The organism is Clostridium sp. AF35-15 (assembly GCF_003477745.1).
In the GTDB taxonomy this organism is placed as follows: domain Bacteria; phylum Bacillota; class Clostridia; order Lachnospirales; family Lachnospiraceae; genus Otoolea; species Otoolea fessa.
In genome coordinates this window covers 52,953-69,669 of the sequence record NZ_QUDY01000010.1, presented here as the reverse complement: position 1 = coordinate 69,669, position 16,717 = coordinate 52,953, and the positions used below count along the sequence as shown (strand labels likewise).

The following is a 16,717-nucleotide window of genomic DNA, read 5'->3' as shown; positions in this document are numbered from 1 at the left end:
GTGACTCGCACAAAAATAGTTTTAACCGATATGTTCACGACAGCCGGCAGGTTTCCTGGCTTTCGGGTCATCATGCACGCCGCGCCTTCTCACTTTCGCAATGGCATCTGCGGCGCCACTCTCCGGTTCACAGTGACGAGATCGCACAGGTTTTGCACCTGTTTCCCTTTTACCCCCTGTCCACGCCTGCCAATCCGAGCAATCTGACTGATCTGGCACAAACAGCGGCACCCACTGCCCATATCAGCTTGTTTCATTATAGATGGGGTATGTTTAAAAGTCAATTTATCCCGGAAATTATATTGAAAAAGAATGTGCCTTGGCACATTCTCGCGCCGAGCGCGGTCGCTTGCGACATGTTTCTGCTTCGCGCGAGTGCGCATCATTGGCACGTTAGTGCCTTTTTGTGTAACAGGGAGTTCCAAGGAATTTCCTGTTACACAAAAAAGCACCTCTCCTCCGGATAAAAGGTGCTCTCTACCTCTTAATGATTTTATATTTTTTATGGCATAAATTTCCGGTAAATCGAAATAATTTTCTCATTCTTCACCGTCACAGCCGTGTTGTATGGCTTAAACTCCCCGATCAGCCGATCACGGATCGCGAATAATTCTTCCGCGGTATACACCTGCGGCGGTGTATCCGGGTCAGAATCATCTGTCAAGACAAAGTTCTCATCCATCTGCAGCGTAACCTCTCCCAGCTTATGGTAACTTCTCCCGACTGCCATCTCCGAGCCATAAAAGGAATCCTCCTCTACCATTCTCAGCTCTTCTCCCCCCTGTGCCGGACCGCCATTGATCTCGATCCGCCCAGACTCCTGTCGGTCAATCGAAGTAATGAGACATTCTTTCCCATCGATGAGCAGCGTATCTCCCGCCTGCAGTTCATCGATATCTGCCTTATGAAAATGCTCATAGTCATAGACCGTCAATGTGATGATAACATTGCTTTCATCCTGATGGATCTGCTGCGGTTTGAACCCAGCTGCAAAGGTACAGTTGTCAAAATGCGTCATATTGAGGGTTTCCCGGACTGGTTCAACCGTGAGCGGTTCCGTCCGCTCAGTTTCCTGCATTTTATCCCGTTCGGGCTGCTCCTGCGCCTGATCATTTTCAGCCACAGCCTCACGGATCGCCCCCTGGCTCTCCTCATCGACAGCCCCTTCCTGTGTGGCTGTCTCCGATGCCGCGCCCGCACAGGCAGTCATCCATACACTCATCCCAAGTGCTGCGGCGATCCATGTTTGTTTCAATCGTCTCATGTTTGCTGCCGCCCCTTTTCGGCTTCTCCTTTTTCCTGGCATTTTCGTAACTGTTCAGTACCTTCACAGTCACGCACAAAAATCCATCAAAAATTGCCTACGGCAATGGGATTTTTGCCTGCTGGCCCATGTTTTCGTACGGTCAGCGCAGTAAATGCGCAGACCTACTAAACTGTTACACATTTTCAGCAAAGTCTTATGCCTGCTTTTTCTTCGCCGCCTCAACCAACTTCTCCATCTCCCGCATTACCTCTTCAAAATCCAACGCAGAAGTATCCAGTAAAATGGCGTCCTCCGCCTGCTTGAGAGGCGACAATTCCCGGTGCATATCGCGGTAATCGCGCTCGATAATATCCTGCTCGATCGCCTCCAGGGAACAGCTTTCCCCGCGTTCGGTCAGCTCTTTATAACGGCGTCCAGCTCTCACACGGCTGCTCGCGGTCAGATATACTTTCAGGGTCGCATCCGGCAGAACCGCCGTTCCGATATCCCGGCCATCCATCACGACATCCCGGCGTCCGGCTAATTCACGCTGCAGCTCCACCAGTTTTTTGCGGACCGGCGCATAGACAGAGGTATTCGAAGCCATATTTCCAACCGCCTCCGTCCGAAGCTCGCTGCTGACATTCTCCCCATTTAAATAAACCTGCTGGATCCCATTTTCATATTCCAGTGAAATGGAAACCGTCTCACAGGCGCGTCCGATCGCCGCCTCATCATGGCTGTCGATGCCCTGGCGCAGAAAATACAATGCCATCGCCCGGTACATCGCCCCCGTATCAACATAAATATATCCATAATCTTCCGCCAGCTTCTTTGCCACTGTGCTCTTTCCAGCCCCGGCTGGTCCATCAATCGCTATATTAATCGGCATTTCGTTTCCCCTTTTTCATATCGTTATAATTCATGATTTTCCGCTGCGCTCCGTCCCGCCAGCATGCCAGTCGACCACGCAATTTGTAAGTTGTAGCCGCCGGTGACTGCATCGAGATCCAGCACTTCCCCTGCAAAATAAAGCCCTGGAAGCTTCTTCGACTCCATCGTGGATGGATTCACTTCTTTTACCGTCACACCGCCCTGGGTAATGATCGCCTCATTGAAACCTCGCAGCCCGGTCAGCGTCAGGGTAAAATGCTTTGTCACCTCCGCCAGCCGTCTCCGCTCTTCCTTCGTCACGGCGTTGACCTGCTTGTCCGGCTCAATGCCGCTGCGGCGAATTATGACCGGTATCAGTTTTGATGGGTACAGATGGTTCAGCGCATTTTTAAACTGTTTATTCTTCTCCGCCTCAAAATCGCGCAGAATCCGCGCATCGAGCTGTTCCATGGAAAGCGCCGGTTTCAGATCGATCATCAGAGTCAGCGGACCCTTTTTCAGTTTTTTCGCCGCATAACTGCTGGCACTCAAGAGTACCGGACCCGAAACGCCGTAATGGGTAAACAGCATCTCACCAAATTCACGGTAAACCTCTTTCTTTCCATTTAAAACAGCAGCTTCCACGTTCCGCAGGGAGAGCCCCTGCAGCTCTTTCACATCTTCCTTCGTCTCAAACGGAACAAGCGCCGGCGAAAGTTCCGTCACCTTGTGCCCTGCTGCCTCCGCAAACCGGTAACCATCGCCGGTTGAGCCGGTCGTTGGGTAGGACAGACCGCCCGTCGCCACGATCACTGCATCCGCAGCTATGTAGGAGTCCTTTTTCCCACGCTCATTACCGCCCTGCGCCAGAATCACACCTTTTAATACACCATCCTCCAGCCACAGTTCCCGAACTCCCTGATTCAATTCTACTTTCACGCGCAGTTCCCGCAGCCGTCTTGCAAACGCCGATGTCACATCCGATGCCCGGTCAGACACCGGAAAGACACGGTTGCCGCGCTCCACCTTAACATGACAGCCGTTCGCCTCCAGAAAATCCTTCATATCCTGGTTACTAAAACCGTAAAATGCACTGTATAAAAAGCGGCTGTTTGTCACAACACTGTCAAACAGACCTTCCATATCACAGTCATTCGTCACATTGCAGCGCCCTTTTCCCGTGATATAGATCTTTTTTCCCAGTTTCTCATTCTTTTCATAGATCGTTGCCGCGCAGCCATTTTCCGCCGCCGCAATCGCAGCTGCCATGCCGGCTGCCCCGCCGCCGATCACGATTATTTTTTTCATATTGCTATCCTTTTCGTTTTTATATCTCCTGGTGCTATCAATCCTGTACCAGGTGGATCGCAAATCCGCCGACTTCTTCTTTAAAATAGGCGAAAATACAGCGACCCTGCTCATCAAAGCGCTTCGTCTCTTCCCGAAGCGTCATACCGCGGTTCACAAAGTATCGGATCGCCGCCTCGCAATCATTTACGCCAAAGCCAATATGACCGTAGGTTCCGTGGCTCTCCACCTTCATATTTTCCGTCAGGTCACCGCTGAACACCGCTTTCTCCGTCTCGCGCGGCATCAGCCCCATCAGGCGCGCCAGTGTCTCAGCAACCTCCCAGGCCTCGTCTTCCGATTTTGTATTGATTCCCACGTGTTTTACGTGCATATGAAATAGTTCCATCGGGGTTGGATCCCCCGCATGCTCTGCCATAAATGCTAGTGTGCGCTCTTTTGCTGTCTGCTCCATTTTGTCCGCTTCCTTTCTATCGCTACATTTAACGCAAAGTTTACACAAATGTTTGTATTTTTCAAAATTGCCGTCTTTTTCTTTAAATATTGATTTTACTGTATCTTACGAAGAATTGCAACCGCGCTTCTTCATATTTCCACACATGATTACCAAATCGGCCGTCCGCTTCTTTCTATCACTTACGCAGCTTTTTTACCTCACGGATCTTCTCCTCCATCGCCTCCACAACCGTTTCCAGCACCTTGACGCGCGCGAAATATTTGGAATTTCCTTCTATGATCGTCCACGGGGCATAGGTAGTAGAGGTCCGCACCAGCATCTCATTGACTGCCTGCTCGTATGCGTCCCATTTTTCACGGTTGCGCCAGTCTTCGTCCGTGATTTTCCACTGTTTTGCCGGATCCTCCATGCGCTCCTTAAAGCGGCGTTCCTGCTCATCTTTATCAATATGAATCCAGAATTTCACGATCACCGCGCCAAAATTCGCCATGTGCTCTTCCATCTCGTTGATTTCCTGATATGCCCGTTTCCAGTCCGCCTCACCGCAGAAACCCTCGATCCGCTCCACCATCACACGCCCGTACCAGGTGCGGTCGAAGATCGCAATATGCCCCGCTTTCGGCATCTCCCGCCAGAAACGCCACAGATAATGGTGTACCTTCTCCACATCATTCGGTGCCGCCGTCGGATTGACCTTGTAGCCGCGTGGATCCAGGTGGCTTGTCAGGCGCCGGATCGCACCGCCTTTTCCCGCCGCATCCCAGCCTTCAAAGCCGATCACCACCGGAATCCGCAGCCGGTACAGCTCGCCGTGCAGCACCTCCAGCTTTTTCTGCAGCTTATCCAGACGTTCCTTATATTCCTCGCGTGTCAGCGTTTTCGTCAGATCCACGCCGGAAAGCACGCCATTTTTAAACCGCTCATCTGGAAGTTTGACCGGCGGATGCACCGCCCCTTCCTCGCGTTCCATTCGGCGACGGTTCAGCTCATACTCCAGCCGGTCTGTGACGGTGGATAAAATCTTGACCGCCGCATAATTTTTATCAGTCGCTTCCACGATCGTCCACGGCGCGTACCCGGTATCCGTCCGCTGCAGCATTTCCTCATTCATCTCCAGAAATGTATCGTAATCCTTGTTGCGCTTCCAGTCCGCCTCCGTCACACGCCACGCAGTCTCTTTGCTTTCTTCCAGCCGTTTAAAGCGCTTTTTCTGCTCGTCCCTGGAAATATACAGAAACAATTTGATCAGAATCATGCCGGAATCTGCCAGCTGCTTTTCAAATGAAAGGATATCCCGGAACGCCCCGTTTAGCTCCTGCCGCTTCGTCTCTTTGTCAAACCGGTCAACGGTAACCTTATCGTACCAACTCTTGTCAAAGATCATCATTCGTCCATCTTCCGGTGTCTTCGTCCAATACCGCCAGAGAAATGGACGCATCCGTTCCTCTTCTCCCGTCTCCCGGCTCGCATAAACATCAAAGCCGCGCGGATCCAGCGGCTGGATCAGGCGGTTGATCTGCGTTCCCTTACCGCCTGCCCCGAAGCCGTCAAATACGATGACAACCGGGATCTTTTCCGCCTTACAGGCGCGCTGCAATTCTCCCAGCTTCACATCCATCTCTTCCCGAAGCTTCTTGTAGTTTTCCTTATCCACTGATTTATTCAAATCTACTTTTTCCAGCATCTTTCCACCTCCACATCAAGCAGTAAAATGACCTTTCACCAATCTCCTGGCATCACAATGCTTCGTCTTTACCTTTCCCCGTCATCATCTCATGCTCTTTTTTGATCTCTTCGTATAATTGTACCGAATCCCACTTCATATTATACGGTGTCAGGACTGCTTTATAATCAATCCGTCCGACTCCCTTTTTTCGGAGTGCATGGATAAATGCATCGATCTGGGCGGAAGAAAAGCCTGCCATGATCGCCATCTCATCTGAGAAATCCATTTTCCTGGAAGAATCGTTCTCCGGCACTTCTCGCTGCAGCCTCCCGTCTGCCTGTTTCTGAGCGGACTCTTCTTTTTGCGTTTCCTCCCCAGCCTCTATTGCTTGTCCGGCTTCCTTGAGGACATCCTCATTCAGTCCTTTCACACCAGCCAGCACGCCCACCGGCAGCCCGTACTCCTCCTTTTTCACTGCCCTTAAACGGAATCCCAGCGGCATAAGCGCCTGCTGCACCTTCATTTTTCTTTTGGAATCAGTAAAACTATACAATAATACAGTTGGTTTCATCGTAATTTATCGATTCTCCTCTCTGTTTCTTATTCCCGCCTCATCAATTCTCCGGCTTCTCAATATGATTCTCTATTATATCCTTTTTCCCCCCTTCTGTGCAAGAAAAACAAAAAAGCAGCGGCATCAGCCACTTGCTTTCGCTCGTCCGCTGTCTGCCGCTGTCTGATTTTTATCTCAGTCGAGAAGACTCCCACCTCTTCAGGTGGTGATTAATAGCAAATTTGTCTCAGTGGGAGTTGGATCTGCAGCCAGATATCTCCTTAGTGAAGAACACCATTTGCATCCGCTATCATACCGTTCGGAGCTACCATGTTAGTCCAGAGTGCTCCGCTATTCAGGTCAAACAGATACCATGCGCCATCGATGAACTGATAGCCTGTCTTTCTTGCACCACGGGTACCGTCGGATACCGGATTCAGATAATACTTATACGGTCCAATCTGCTGCCAGCCGGTCAGCATCTTGCCTCTCGTACCATCGGATACCGGGTTTAAATAGAACCAGTTATTATCAGTATAGATCCAGTCTGTATCCATGAATCCGTTTGCATTCAGATGATACCACTCATTATCAACATATACCCAGTTGTTCTTAACCGGTACACCATTGATGTAGTAAGACCAGCCGTAAATGCTGTTTACCCACTGACCATTCGCATTTGCCGGAGTGGAACCACCAGAAGAATTATCGGTCGGAGGTGTACCTGTATACACATCTGAAGAATTCATATAATATTCATCGGACTCGTCACTCCACTCACCCTTATCGCTTCCGTCAACCGCGCGCACCTTAAAGGTATAATCGCCGGATTTCGTCATGTATGGGTAGAAATTGTAGCTTGTGCCTGTAGTTGTAACAGTCGTTACGGTAGAACTGTTGCGGTACAGTTTAACTTCATACTTGCTTGCATCCGATACGCTGTCCCAGGTTGCGGTACGATTGCTCCAGCTAAGATCTTCGACCGTATCCAAATCGCCGTCAACAGCTGACATCGTAATCTTAACTTTCCACTCGCTCTTATCGCCAGATCGCTTCGTAACTTTGTAAGCCGACTTGGTTGCAGAAAGCTTTGTGCCGGATAACTGATAACCGTCCTTTGCCTCGATCGTCAGGTAGATGACCGGCTTATCACCTCTCTCCCACTCGCTGTCGTCATTGTCAAACTCCTGCTCGGTAATCTCAACATTACCCTTCGTAACTTGTACATCCGGATCCCCGATGCTGTCGCCCGCTTCCGGTTTCGCATTGACACGGAACTTAACTTCCGAGATCTTTTTGTCAGCCGCGTATGCCGGAATACTCATAGCCAGTGCCGCCATGATAGCAAGAACGGAAACCGCCGCTGCCTTCAGGTTATGTCTCATATCCCATCCTCCTTTTTTAATGTACTCTCGCGTACAAAATCTTGTTTTCATTATAACAAACATATCCGCCTGCGTCAAAATAAACTGTCGGTATTTTCAAAATTTTCCCCTTGTTTTTTTGAAGTAGATGTCTGCTTTCTGTTATTGACAGGATACCACACTTTTATTACCTGAGAATAACTTTTTGTTTAAGGTTTTCTGACATTTTCGTCAATGGTAGAATTTATATCATAATTGATATTTCCTGTGACATAAAAAAGAATGTACCTTTTTGTGTGATGGGGAATTCCAAGGAATTTTCTATCACACAAAAAATAGACCGGGGCAGATTTCTGCGATCCGGTCTATTTCTACCTTACTTAAAAGCAGGTGTTCATTTTATTTGAAATACTCCACACCTGAAGCAAACAGCTGCATATCCTGATTTCCATAGATATTCATGCCTGTATCGCTCCAGCAGCGCTCGTTGTGACCCATCTTACCAAGAATACGTCCATCCGGGCTTGTGATACCCTCGATGCACTGGTAGGAACCGTTCGGGTTCCACTCCTCGCTGACGGATAAGTTTCCGTTCGGATCGCTGTACTGGATCGCGATCTGACCATTTGCGCGAAGTTTTGCAAGCCACTCCTCGTTGGCTACGAAACGTCCTTCACCATGGGACATCGGGTTGCAGTATACGCCTCCCAGCTCTGCTTTTCTGAGCCACGGGGACAGGTTAGATACAACCTTTAAGTATGCCATGCGGGAAATGTGGCGTCCAATGTTGTTGGTTGTCAGAGTCGGGGAATCTGCTTTCTGAGGCTCAATCTTGCCTCCGGTTAAAAGTCCCAGTTTGATTAATGTCTGGAAGCCATTGCAGATACCCAGTACCAGGCCATCCCGGTCATGAAGCAGTTTGTCGATCTCCTCCATCATCGCCTCGTTGCGGAATACCGTAGCGAAGAATTTAGCCGAACCATCCGGCTCATCACCTGCGGAGAATCCACCCGGGAACATGATGATCTGGGATTTCTTGATATCCTCTTTGTACTGCTCGATGGAAGAACGGATATCGGATGCATTCTGGTTGCGGAATACACGCACAATCGTCTCCGCTCCGGCTGCCTCAAACGCTTTCGCGCTGTCCAGCTCGCAGTTGGTACCCGGCATTGCCGGAATAAATACAGTTGGTTTTGCCACTTTATGTTTACATACATATACCTTATCGGTATTGTAAAGTGTCTCTTCTGCTGCCTTCATCGGTGCGCCGGAAGCGGTCGGGAACACTTTCTCCAGGGTTCCGGTCCATGCTTTCAGAGCCTCTTCCATGGAGATCACGGTACTGCCATACTCGAAGGTTCCCTTGTCGGTTACCTCACCGATCACGGTGTACGGAATGGACAGCTCGCCTACCTTGCCGTCCGGAACCTCGCAGACAATATTGCCCCAGCCAGCAGCGAAGAAGTCTCTCGGATCTACATTGTGCTCAATCTTTACGCCCAGGCGGTTACCAAATGCCATCTTGCTGACAGCCTCTGCCACACCTGCACCCTCAACCGCATATGCGGAAATAATCTTTCCAGACTCCATATCGCGGTAGATTTTCTCGTAACCATCCATGATCTGGCTGTATACCGGCAGGTCATGTGCATCTTTCTCGATGGTAAAGAGAACAATCTTGCTGCCCGCTTTCTTAAATTCCGGAGATACCACGTGTTTGGTATCGGAAATATCAACTGCAAAGGAAACCAGTGTCGGCGGTACATCGATTTCGCCGTGCTCTTCATCATAGAAGCTGCCGGACATGCTGTCCTTGCCGCCGATGGACGGAAGTCCAAATCCGAGCTGCGCACTGTAAGCACCGAGCAGAGCGGAGAACGGTGTGCCCCATCTCTTCGGATCTTCCGTCATACGTTTGAAGTACTCCTGGAAGGTAAAGCGGATCTTGTGGAAATCACCGCCGTTTGCCACGATCTTAGCAACAGAATCCAGCACTGCGTAAGTAGCGCCGTGGTACGGGCTCCAGCTGGACAGGTACGGATCATAGCCGTAGCTCATCATGGTAACAGTATCGCATTTGCCCTCGCTCATCGGCAGTTTTGCCACCATCGCCTGTGTCTCGGTCATCTGGTGGACACCGCCGTATGGCAGGAATACACTGCTTGCGCCCACGGTGCTGTCGAACATCTCAACCAGACCCTTCTGGGAGCATACATTTAAGGAAGAAAGCATGGACAGCCATTTTCCTTTGACATCCTTTACTTCCTGTTTATCAAATACATTGCCTTCCCTGGTCGGAACCTCAACGGTAACGGTTGTCTCCTGATGAGCACCGTTGGTATCCAGGAATGCACGGCTTAAATCTACGATCGTCTTGCCTCTCCAGTTCAGAACCAGGCGCGGGGACTCGGTAACAACGGCAACCGGAACTGCCTCCAGGTTCTCTTCTGCTGCATAAGCAAGCATCTTATCAACATCTTTCGGGTCTACCACCAGAGCCATACGCTCCTGTGACTCGGAAATCGCAATCTCCGTTCCGTCCAGACCTGCATATTTCTTCGGAACCTTATCAAGGTCAATCTGAAGTCCGTCAGCTAACTCACCGATCGCTACCGACACGCCGCCGGCGCCAAAGTCGTTACACTTCTTGATCAGACGGCTGACCTCCGGGCGGCGGAACAGTCTCTGTAATTTACGCTCGGTCGGTGCATTGCCCTTCTGAACCTCTGCGCCGCAGACCTCGATGGACTCCTCGGTATGTACCTTGGAAGAACCGGTTGCGCCGCCAATACCATCACGGCCGGTACGTCCACCCATCAGGATGATTACATCGCCCGGATCGGAAGTCTCACGGATGACGTTTTTGCGCGGAGCTGCTGCCATAACAGCACCGATCTCCATACGTTTTGCCACATAATTTGGATGATAAATCTCTTTTACATAGCCGGTAGCAAGACCGATCTGGTTACCGTAGGAGCTGTAGCCATGTGCTGCATCCTTTACGATGCGCTTCTGCGGAAGTTTGCCGTGCAGTGTCTCCGACATCGGACGGGTCGGATCAGCCGCACCGGTCACACGCATAGCCTGATATACATAGGTACGTCCGGAAAGCGGGTCACGGATAGCACCGCCTAAGCAGGTGGCAGCGCCGCCAAACGGCTCAATCTCGGTCGGATGGTTGTGGGTCTCATTCTTAAAGTTTACCAGCCACTCTTCTTCCTTGCCGTCGATGGTAACCGGAACTACGATACTGCAGGCATTGATCTCCTCAGACTCCTCCAGATCCTCCAGCTTGCCTTCACGGCGAAGCTTCTTCATAGCGAGAACAGCCAGATCCATCAGGCAGACAAACTTGTCATCGCGATCTTTGTAGAGAACCTCGCGATCTGCCAGATACTGTTTGTAGGAAGCTTCCATCGGCTCATTGTAATCGCCCTTTGTAAAGGTAACGTCCTTTAACTCAGTCTGGAAGGTCGTATGACGGCAGTGATCGGACCAATATGTATCCAGCACGCGGATCTCGGTCACAGACGGATCTCTCTTCTCTTCGTTTTTAAAGTAGTTGTGGATATGCTCGAAATCCTTGAACGTCATCGCAAGGTTCAGGGAATCGTAGAGTTCTTTTAACTCTGCCTCGCCATAACCGCAGAAACCATCGAAAATCTTGACATCCTCCGGCTGCTCAAATACCGTTACCAGCGTTTCCGGCTTTGCGTTGTTATTCTCACGGGAATCCACCGGGTTAATGCACAGGGACTTGATGCCCTCGATCTGCTCCGCGGTCAGTGTTCCGGAAATAACATAAGTTGTCGCGGAACGGATCACCGGATTTTCCTCTTCATTCAGAAGTTTCACACACTGTTCTGCGGAATCGGCTCTCTGATCGAACTGTCCCGGCAGGAACTCAACGGAAAAGATCGTATCGCCTTCCTTGGACGGGAATGCCTCCTCATAGACAAAATCAACCGGCGGCTCAGAGAAGATAGTAATCAGCGCTTTCTGATATGCATCCTCCGATACATCCTCAATATCATAGCGGATCAGTACGCGGACATCGGTGATCGTGTCGATCCCCAGATAGCTTGCGATCTCCTCTTTCAGATCGTGAGCCAATACGGCAAATTCCGGTTTTTTCTCAACGAAAATACGTCTTACGCTCATGTTTTCCTCCTGTTTTTTCGTATTTTAATGTTTCATGTTCTGTAAAATACATTCATTTTTTAGCATAAAAGGCAAATGCCTTCTTCTAGCATCTGCCTTTATCATACACAATTTTTATAGATTAGTAAAATTAATATATTTAATATTTTTTATTAACATATCTTATTGGTTACTGTTCCAACGTCCCTGTCTCATTCAGTGCAAGCAGCTTTCCCATCCCCGTCGAACGGTCATACGAAACAACCGACAGACTGGCATTCGCCACAATGATCTCCTGCGGCTCCCGATGGAAACGGAGCAGATAATTCATCAAAAAGACGAGGATCCCACCGTGCGCCACGATCACCGCATCCCCGGCTGTCTCCTCCAAAATCTGTCGGATCGCCCGTTCACTCCGCGCCTCGCAGGATTTTCTTGATTCTCCGCCGGACGGGATGCCGACCATCGGCTGTTCCCTCCACAGATGAAATTCATCCGGGTACTCTGCTTCCACCTGCTGCCAGCTTTTGCCTTCCCAGCATCCAAAATCGCGCTCCCGCAGCCCCGTCAGTCGGCGGAGCGGTAATTTTTCTTCCTTGGCCAGGATCTCCGCCGTCTGGAATGCACGCGCAAGCGGGCTGGCATAGACCGCATCGATCCGCGTTTTTGCCGGATAGCCGCTCCTTTCTTTCAGGACAGTGGCAAGCTGCTCCGCCTGCTGCCGTCCTGTTTCGTTCAGCGGAATATCCGTCGTTCCCTGTATCTTTCCCGCCCGGTTCCAGTCGGTCTGACCGTGGCGTACCAAATAAAACAGCATTTTCTATTACTCCTGTTCATCTATCTCTTTCTGAGCCATCTCTGCCGCCTGACCGCTGACCTTCATCGCGTCCATCGTCAGCTTCATGATGTCACGGATCTCATCCTCGCTCATCTTCATGCGCTCCGCCAATTCCGCAAGGGTCGCTTCACGTCCCAGCTCCCGCGCCATGCTCGCAGAAATATCCTTGAGGACATTAACACGCGCCGCCATCTCCTCCTCGATCTTCGTCTCGCGGTTCTGAATCTGCAGCGCATCCTCGATCGCCGCGCGCACCTTTTTCTCCATCTGCGCGTCGAAATCACCGTTTTCGTACTCACTTGCGAACAGAAACAGCGCCATATTTGCCTCCTGCACCAGATCGCCCGCCGGAAGTCCCCGATCGTGGTACTCCTCCGCGATCTGAACCGCCTTCGCCAGTTTTAACTCCGTCAGACGGGAAGCCGCTGTCTTGTCCCCCTCCGTCAGTTTTTTCAGAAGCGCCGCTTCCTCCTCCGGCGTGCCCTGCGGGAGATTTTTCAGTTCCTCTAAGTAAATATCATAAAATGTATTAGATTCCATGTGGTATTCCCTCCTAAAAAATACATACTTCTAAGATGATTCCGTCATTTTATCACAAACAAGACACAGATACAATCATTATTGACTCCGCCCTTCAATCATGTTACACTGAATACAGTTCTATAAGGAGGACTAATAAATGGATATCAACTATGAATTATATAAAGTATTTTACCACGTAGCCTCGACGTTAAGTTTCTCCGAGGCATCTAAGCAGCTTTTCATCTCCCAGTCGGCGGTCAGCCAGTCGATCAAGGTACTGGAGAAGAAACTGAACCAGACTCTTTTCATCCGCAGCACAAAAAAAGTACAGCTTACCCCTGAAGGCGAGATCCTACTCAAGCACGTGGAACCGGCAATGAACCTGATCCGTCAGGGCGAAAACCAACTGCTCGACTCTAACAGCTTAAACGGCGGTCAGCTCCGCATTGGCGCAAGCGATACGATCTGCCGCTATTATCTGGTGCCATTTTTAAGCGAATTTCACAAGCGCTACCCGAATATCCACATCAAGGTTACCAACCGTACCTCCATCGAATGTGCGCGGCTTCTGGACAACGGTCAGGTCGATTTTATTCTGACGAACTATCCAAACTCCGGGCTCGGTGGAACGCAGAATATCCATGTGCTGCGCGAATTCAACGATATATTCGTCGCCAATGAGACCTATTTTCCGATGAAAGACCGCCCGGTTACACTGCGCGAGCTGCAGGCGCTCCCAATCCTCATGCTGGATCGCAAGAGTACCACCAGCGAATTTCTGCACAACATGTTCCAGAAGCACCAGCTCGACCTCGTACCGGAGATTGAATTAAGCAGCAACGATCTGCTCATCGATCTGGCGCGCATCGGTCTCGGCATCGCATTTGTCCCGGATTTCTGTCTCCCGGCTGGCGAAAAGGAGCTTTATGCCCTGACCCTGACTGAAGCCCTGCCGCCGCGCCAGCTCGTCGTCGTCCACAATGAGACAATGCCGATCTCACAGGCATCGCGTGAATTTATTGAACTTCTGGAAAACGGCTCCAAAACGCCTGGAGCTCCTGCTCCAGAGACGAAAGACTGACTCGTTTGACATCGCTCCATTCCCTTGGAAATAATTCCCGGTACTCCCGACGCCAGAACCGGTCATCCAGTAAAAGGATGACGCCCTGATCGGACGCGGTCCGGATGACCCGCCCTGCCGCCTGGAGTACCTTATTCATGCCCGGATACTGGTAGGCATATGCAAATCCATCTTTTCCCTCTTCTTCAAAATATCCCTGCAAAATTTTCTGCTCCGTGCATACCATCGGGAGCCCGGTTCCGACCACGATCACGCCGATCAGCCGGTTGCCTGTCAAATCGATTCCCTCCGAAAACAGACCGCCCATCACGCAGAACGCCACCAGGGAGGTATCACGTTCAGCTGTTCGTTCGGGAGAAAATTTCTGTAAAAATGCTTCCCGTTCCTCCTCGGTCATGTGAGAATCCTGGATCAAAACTTCCATACTTTTTCCGGTTTTCCCAAAACGTTTTTCCACTTCCCGCACCCGGTTCATATACTGGTACGACGGGAAGAACACAATATAATTGCCTTTTTTTGCACTTGCCATCGCCTGAATGTAGTGCAGCACCCGCCGGTATTCCGTCTCATTGCGCCGCGTATACCGGCTCGTCACATCCGTCGCCGCCAGCAGAAGACGCCGCTCCTGCGGAAACGGGGACGGCACATAGACCGTATAGTCCTCCTCCTGATCCGACAGAAGCATCCGGTAATACCGGAGCGGCAGAAGCGTTGCCGAGAAAAAGACCGCCGCTTTCCCCTGCGACAGGCACTGCGCCAGATTTTCAATCGGATTGACACAATAAAGCCGGATGACAAATTCGCCGGACGGCAGAAGTTCCGTATAAATCCTGTAATGCTCATCGACCCGCTCATACATATTTAAAAAATGTCGCACCGAAAAATAAAAATCCAGAATCGTGTCCCGTCCATCTTCCCCACCCGGCTTTTCCAGATACTTTTCCATTTCTCCAAAAACACTGTTTAACACTGAAACCAGATGTCCGGCATCCTTAAGCACCTGGTAGCCGTCGCACTCCCGCTTCATCTCCAGAAGCGCCTTATTTAACCTTGTAAGCTGCCGCCCCAGCGCCGGCGCACGATGTCCCAGTACCTTTTTCGTCAAAAGCACTTCTTCCTTTATAATAGAAGCACTATACATTTCCCGCGCGCGCGATACCAGATTGTGAGCTTCATCCATCAGGAAGAAATAGTCTCCCTCCGCCCCATCCGCAAAATAACGTTTCAAGCGCACATCCGGGTCAAAGACATAATTATAATCGCAGATGATCCCATCCACAAACGAAGAAATATCGAGGCAGAACTCAAACGGGCAGACCTGAAATTTTTCCGCATACTCTAAAATTACCGAACGCGTGATTCCAAATTCCTGATGCAAAATTTCATACACCGCATCGTTGACACGGTCAAAATGCCCTTTCGCACGCGGGCACATTTCCGGATTGCACACCGGTTTTTCCAAAATACACAACTTTTCCTTTGCCGTGATCGTGACCGAACGAAAATACAGCCCGCGTTCCCGCAAAATCGCCAGCGCCTCTTCCGCCACCGTCCGCGTGATCGTCTTCGCCGTCAGGTAAAAGAGTTTCTGCCCATGCCCTTCCCCGATCGCTTTAAGCGCCGGAAATACCGTCGAAAGAGTCTTTCCAATCCCGGTCGGGGCCTGGACAAACAGCCTGCGCCCGCGCTCCAGCGTCCGGTAAACCGCCACCGCCAGATCCCGCTGTCCCGCTCGGTATGGATAGGGAAATTCGAGCGCTTTGATTGATTCATCACGTCGCAGCCCGTTGTGATAGAGGTAACGCGCCCATTTGACATATTCATGGATCAGACCAGCAAACCATTCAGAAAGTTCGTCCATCGTCTGGATCTCCTGAAAGCGGCGGATCTCCTCCGTCTCCAGATTACAGTAGTTGAGCTGCAGTGTCACTTCGTCCAGCGCTTCCTGTAATCCATAGATATAGCCATAACAGCGCGCCTGCGCCATATGCACGCCAACCGCTTCTTCCAGACAGTTTACATCCTGGTAAACACACTTGATCTCATCGATCGTGACATCTTTTCCATCCCGGATGATTCCATCCGCACGCCCCTCGACCACGATTTGGAATCCGTCCTCCTCCACCGAATGGCGCAGCGACACCTCCGCCTGATACCCTGAGCCCATCCGCCGCTGTATCTTCCGGTGCATCCGTCCTCCAGCTAACATCGCCTCTTTCTGTGCACCCGCCGTGCGCCGGTTATCAATATCCCCCGAACGCAGAACGAACTCAACCAGATTGCGGACGGAGATCCGTATCTGCCTGCCGGTCAGCTCCATGTGTGGTTCCTCCCTTCCCCATACATGTACTCTCGGAATCTTTCTGTGCTTGATTTTGTGAAATGATTTTTTGTCAGTTGTGCCCAAATTTCTGAGGCGTACGCGGCGCGTACGTTGATGAAATTCGGGTGCGGCTGGCGGAAAATCAGCCACAAAAGCACGTGCAGAAAGACTCCGAGAGTACATATATATGTCTATCAAAAAGACTGCAGACACCATCTTCTCTCCGGCACCCGCAGTCTTTCTTTATTTTCGTACTATCAACTTTTCTTTCATCATACCGATTCGGGTCATACATATCCTTCCAAAATATCTATGATATCTATGTTCCGCTTGAACCAGCCCT

General features: G+C 50.6%; 12 protein-coding genes and 1 riboswitch. Of the genes, 1 reads left to right on the top strand and 11 read right to left on the bottom strand.

Annotated features, from left to right (window positions below; all coding sequences use genetic code 11):
* Nucleotides 1-27: 27 nt before the first annotated feature.
* Nucleotides 28-205: riboswitch (cobalamin riboswitch) on the bottom strand.
* Nucleotides 206-502: 297 nt separating this feature from the next.
* The 10 genes from DWZ76_RS11660 to DWZ76_RS11615 form a co-directional block, all read right to left on the bottom strand.
* A complete protein-coding gene (locus DWZ76_RS11660; protein WP_147353137.1) occupies nucleotides 503-1,264 on the bottom strand; it encodes a hypothetical protein in 762 nt (253 codons plus the stop codon).
* Nucleotides 1,265-1,460: 196 nt separating this feature from the next.
* A complete protein-coding gene (gene cmk / locus DWZ76_RS11655) occupies nucleotides 1,461-2,138 on the bottom strand; it encodes a (d)CMP kinase (RefSeq protein ID WP_118472759.1) in 678 nt (225 codons plus the stop codon).
* A gap of 23 nt (nucleotides 2,139-2,161) precedes the next feature.
* Nucleotides 2,162-3,427, bottom strand: coding sequence for an NAD(P)/FAD-dependent oxidoreductase (locus tag DWZ76_RS11650; RefSeq protein ID WP_118472758.1), 1,266 nt, complete (start codon nucleotides 3,425-3,427; stop codon nucleotides 2,162-2,164).
* Nucleotides 3,428-3,464: 37 nt separating this feature from the next.
* A complete protein-coding gene (locus DWZ76_RS11645; RefSeq protein WP_227589675.1) occupies nucleotides 3,465-3,881 on the bottom strand; it encodes a VOC family protein in 417 nt (138 codons plus the stop codon).
* A gap of 178 nt (nucleotides 3,882-4,059) precedes the next feature.
* Nucleotides 4,060-5,568 (bottom strand): polyphosphate:AMP phosphotransferase, encoded by a 1,509-nt coding sequence (gene pap, locus DWZ76_RS11640; RefSeq protein WP_118472757.1) that lies wholly within the window; start codon nucleotides 5,566-5,568, stop codon nucleotides 4,060-4,062.
* 52 nt (nucleotides 5,569-5,620) lie between these two features.
* Complete coding sequence (locus DWZ76_RS11635; RefSeq protein ID WP_118472756.1) at nucleotides 5,621-6,121, bottom strand: DUF3783 domain-containing protein; 501 nt, start codon at nucleotides 6,119-6,121, stop codon at nucleotides 5,621-5,623.
* 263 nt (nucleotides 6,122-6,384) lie between these two features.
* Nucleotides 6,385-7,488: a hypothetical protein gene (locus tag DWZ76_RS11630; RefSeq protein WP_118472755.1), complete on the bottom strand. Its 1,104-nt coding sequence runs from the start codon at nucleotides 7,486-7,488 to the stop codon at nucleotides 6,385-6,387.
* Nucleotides 7,489-7,866: 378 nt separating this feature from the next.
* On the bottom strand, nucleotides 7,867-11,631 hold the full coding sequence (locus DWZ76_RS11625; protein WP_118472754.1) for a phosphoribosylformylglycinamidine synthase: 3,765 nt from the start codon (nucleotides 11,629-11,631) through the stop codon (nucleotides 7,867-7,869).
* Nucleotides 11,632-11,800: 169 nt separating this feature from the next.
* On the bottom strand, nucleotides 11,801-12,427 hold the full coding sequence (locus DWZ76_RS11620; RefSeq protein WP_118472753.1) for a histidine phosphatase family protein: 627 nt from the start codon (nucleotides 12,425-12,427) through the stop codon (nucleotides 11,801-11,803).
* Nucleotides 12,428-12,433: 6 nt separating this feature from the next.
* Nucleotides 12,434-12,988 (bottom strand): sigma-70 domain-containing protein, encoded by a 555-nt coding sequence (locus tag DWZ76_RS11615; protein ID WP_022359291.1) that lies wholly within the window; start codon nucleotides 12,986-12,988, stop codon nucleotides 12,434-12,436.
* Nucleotides 12,989-13,127: 139 nt separating this feature from the next.
* Here DWZ76_RS11615 and DWZ76_RS11610 point away from each other — a divergent pair, with 139 nt between their 5' ends.
* The gene (locus DWZ76_RS11610; protein WP_118472752.1) at nucleotides 13,128-14,051 is read left to right on the top strand and encodes a LysR family transcriptional regulator; all 924 of its coding nucleotides are present in this window, start codon (nucleotides 13,128-13,130) and stop codon (nucleotides 14,049-14,051) included.
* Here DWZ76_RS11610 and DWZ76_RS11605 read toward each other — a convergent pair.
* Entirely contained in the window at nucleotides 13,987-16,371 is a 2,385-nt protein-coding gene (locus DWZ76_RS11605; protein ID WP_118472751.1) for an ATP-dependent DNA helicase, read from the bottom strand. The genes DWZ76_RS11610 and DWZ76_RS11605 overlap by 65 nt on opposite strands.
* Nucleotides 16,372-16,717: the final 346 nt, after the last annotated feature.

What these genes read in the sequence shown, in the direction of transcription:
- DWZ76_RS11625 (WP_118472754.1), bottom strand. Translation starts at nt 11,631, where the DNA reads ATGAGCGTAAGACGTATTTTCGTTGAGAAAAAACCGGAATTTGCCGTA.
- DWZ76_RS11645 (WP_227589675.1), bottom strand. Translation starts at nt 3,881, where the DNA reads ATGGAGCAGACAGCAAAAGAGCGCACACTAGCATTTATGGCAGAGCAT.
- DWZ76_RS11620 (WP_118472753.1), bottom strand. Translation starts at nt 12,427, where the DNA reads ATGCTGTTTTATTTGGTACGCCACGGTCAGACCGACTGGAACCGGGCG.
- DWZ76_RS11605 (WP_118472751.1), bottom strand. Translation starts at nt 16,371, where the DNA reads ATGGAGCTGACCGGCAGGCAGATACGGATCTCCGTCCGCAATCTGGTT.
- DWZ76_RS11635 (WP_118472756.1), bottom strand. Translation starts at nt 6,121, where the DNA reads ATGAAACCAACTGTATTATTGTATAGTTTTACTGATTCCAAAAGAAAA.
- pap (WP_118472757.1), bottom strand. Translation starts at nt 5,568, where the DNA reads ATGCTGGAAAAAGTAGATTTGAATAAATCAGTGGATAAGGAAAACTAC.
- DWZ76_RS11630 (WP_118472755.1), bottom strand. Translation starts at nt 7,488, where the DNA reads ATGAGACATAACCTGAAGGCAGCGGCGGTTTCCGTTCTTGCTATCATG.
- DWZ76_RS11610 (WP_118472752.1), top strand. Translation starts at nt 13,128, where the DNA reads ATGGATATCAACTATGAATTATATAAAGTATTTTACCACGTAGCCTCG.
- DWZ76_RS11615 (WP_022359291.1), bottom strand. Translation starts at nt 12,988, where the DNA reads ATGGAATCTAATACATTTTATGATATTTACTTAGAGGAACTGAAAAAT.
- DWZ76_RS11650 (WP_118472758.1), bottom strand. Translation starts at nt 3,427, where the DNA reads ATGAAAAAAATAATCGTGATCGGCGGCGGGGCAGCCGGCATGGCAGCT.
- DWZ76_RS11660 (WP_147353137.1), bottom strand. Translation starts at nt 1,264, where the DNA reads ATGAGACGATTGAAACAAACATGGATCGCCGCAGCACTTGGGATGAGT.
- cmk (WP_118472759.1), bottom strand. Translation starts at nt 2,138, where the DNA reads ATGCCGATTAATATAGCGATTGATGGACCAGCCGGGGCTGGAAAGAGC.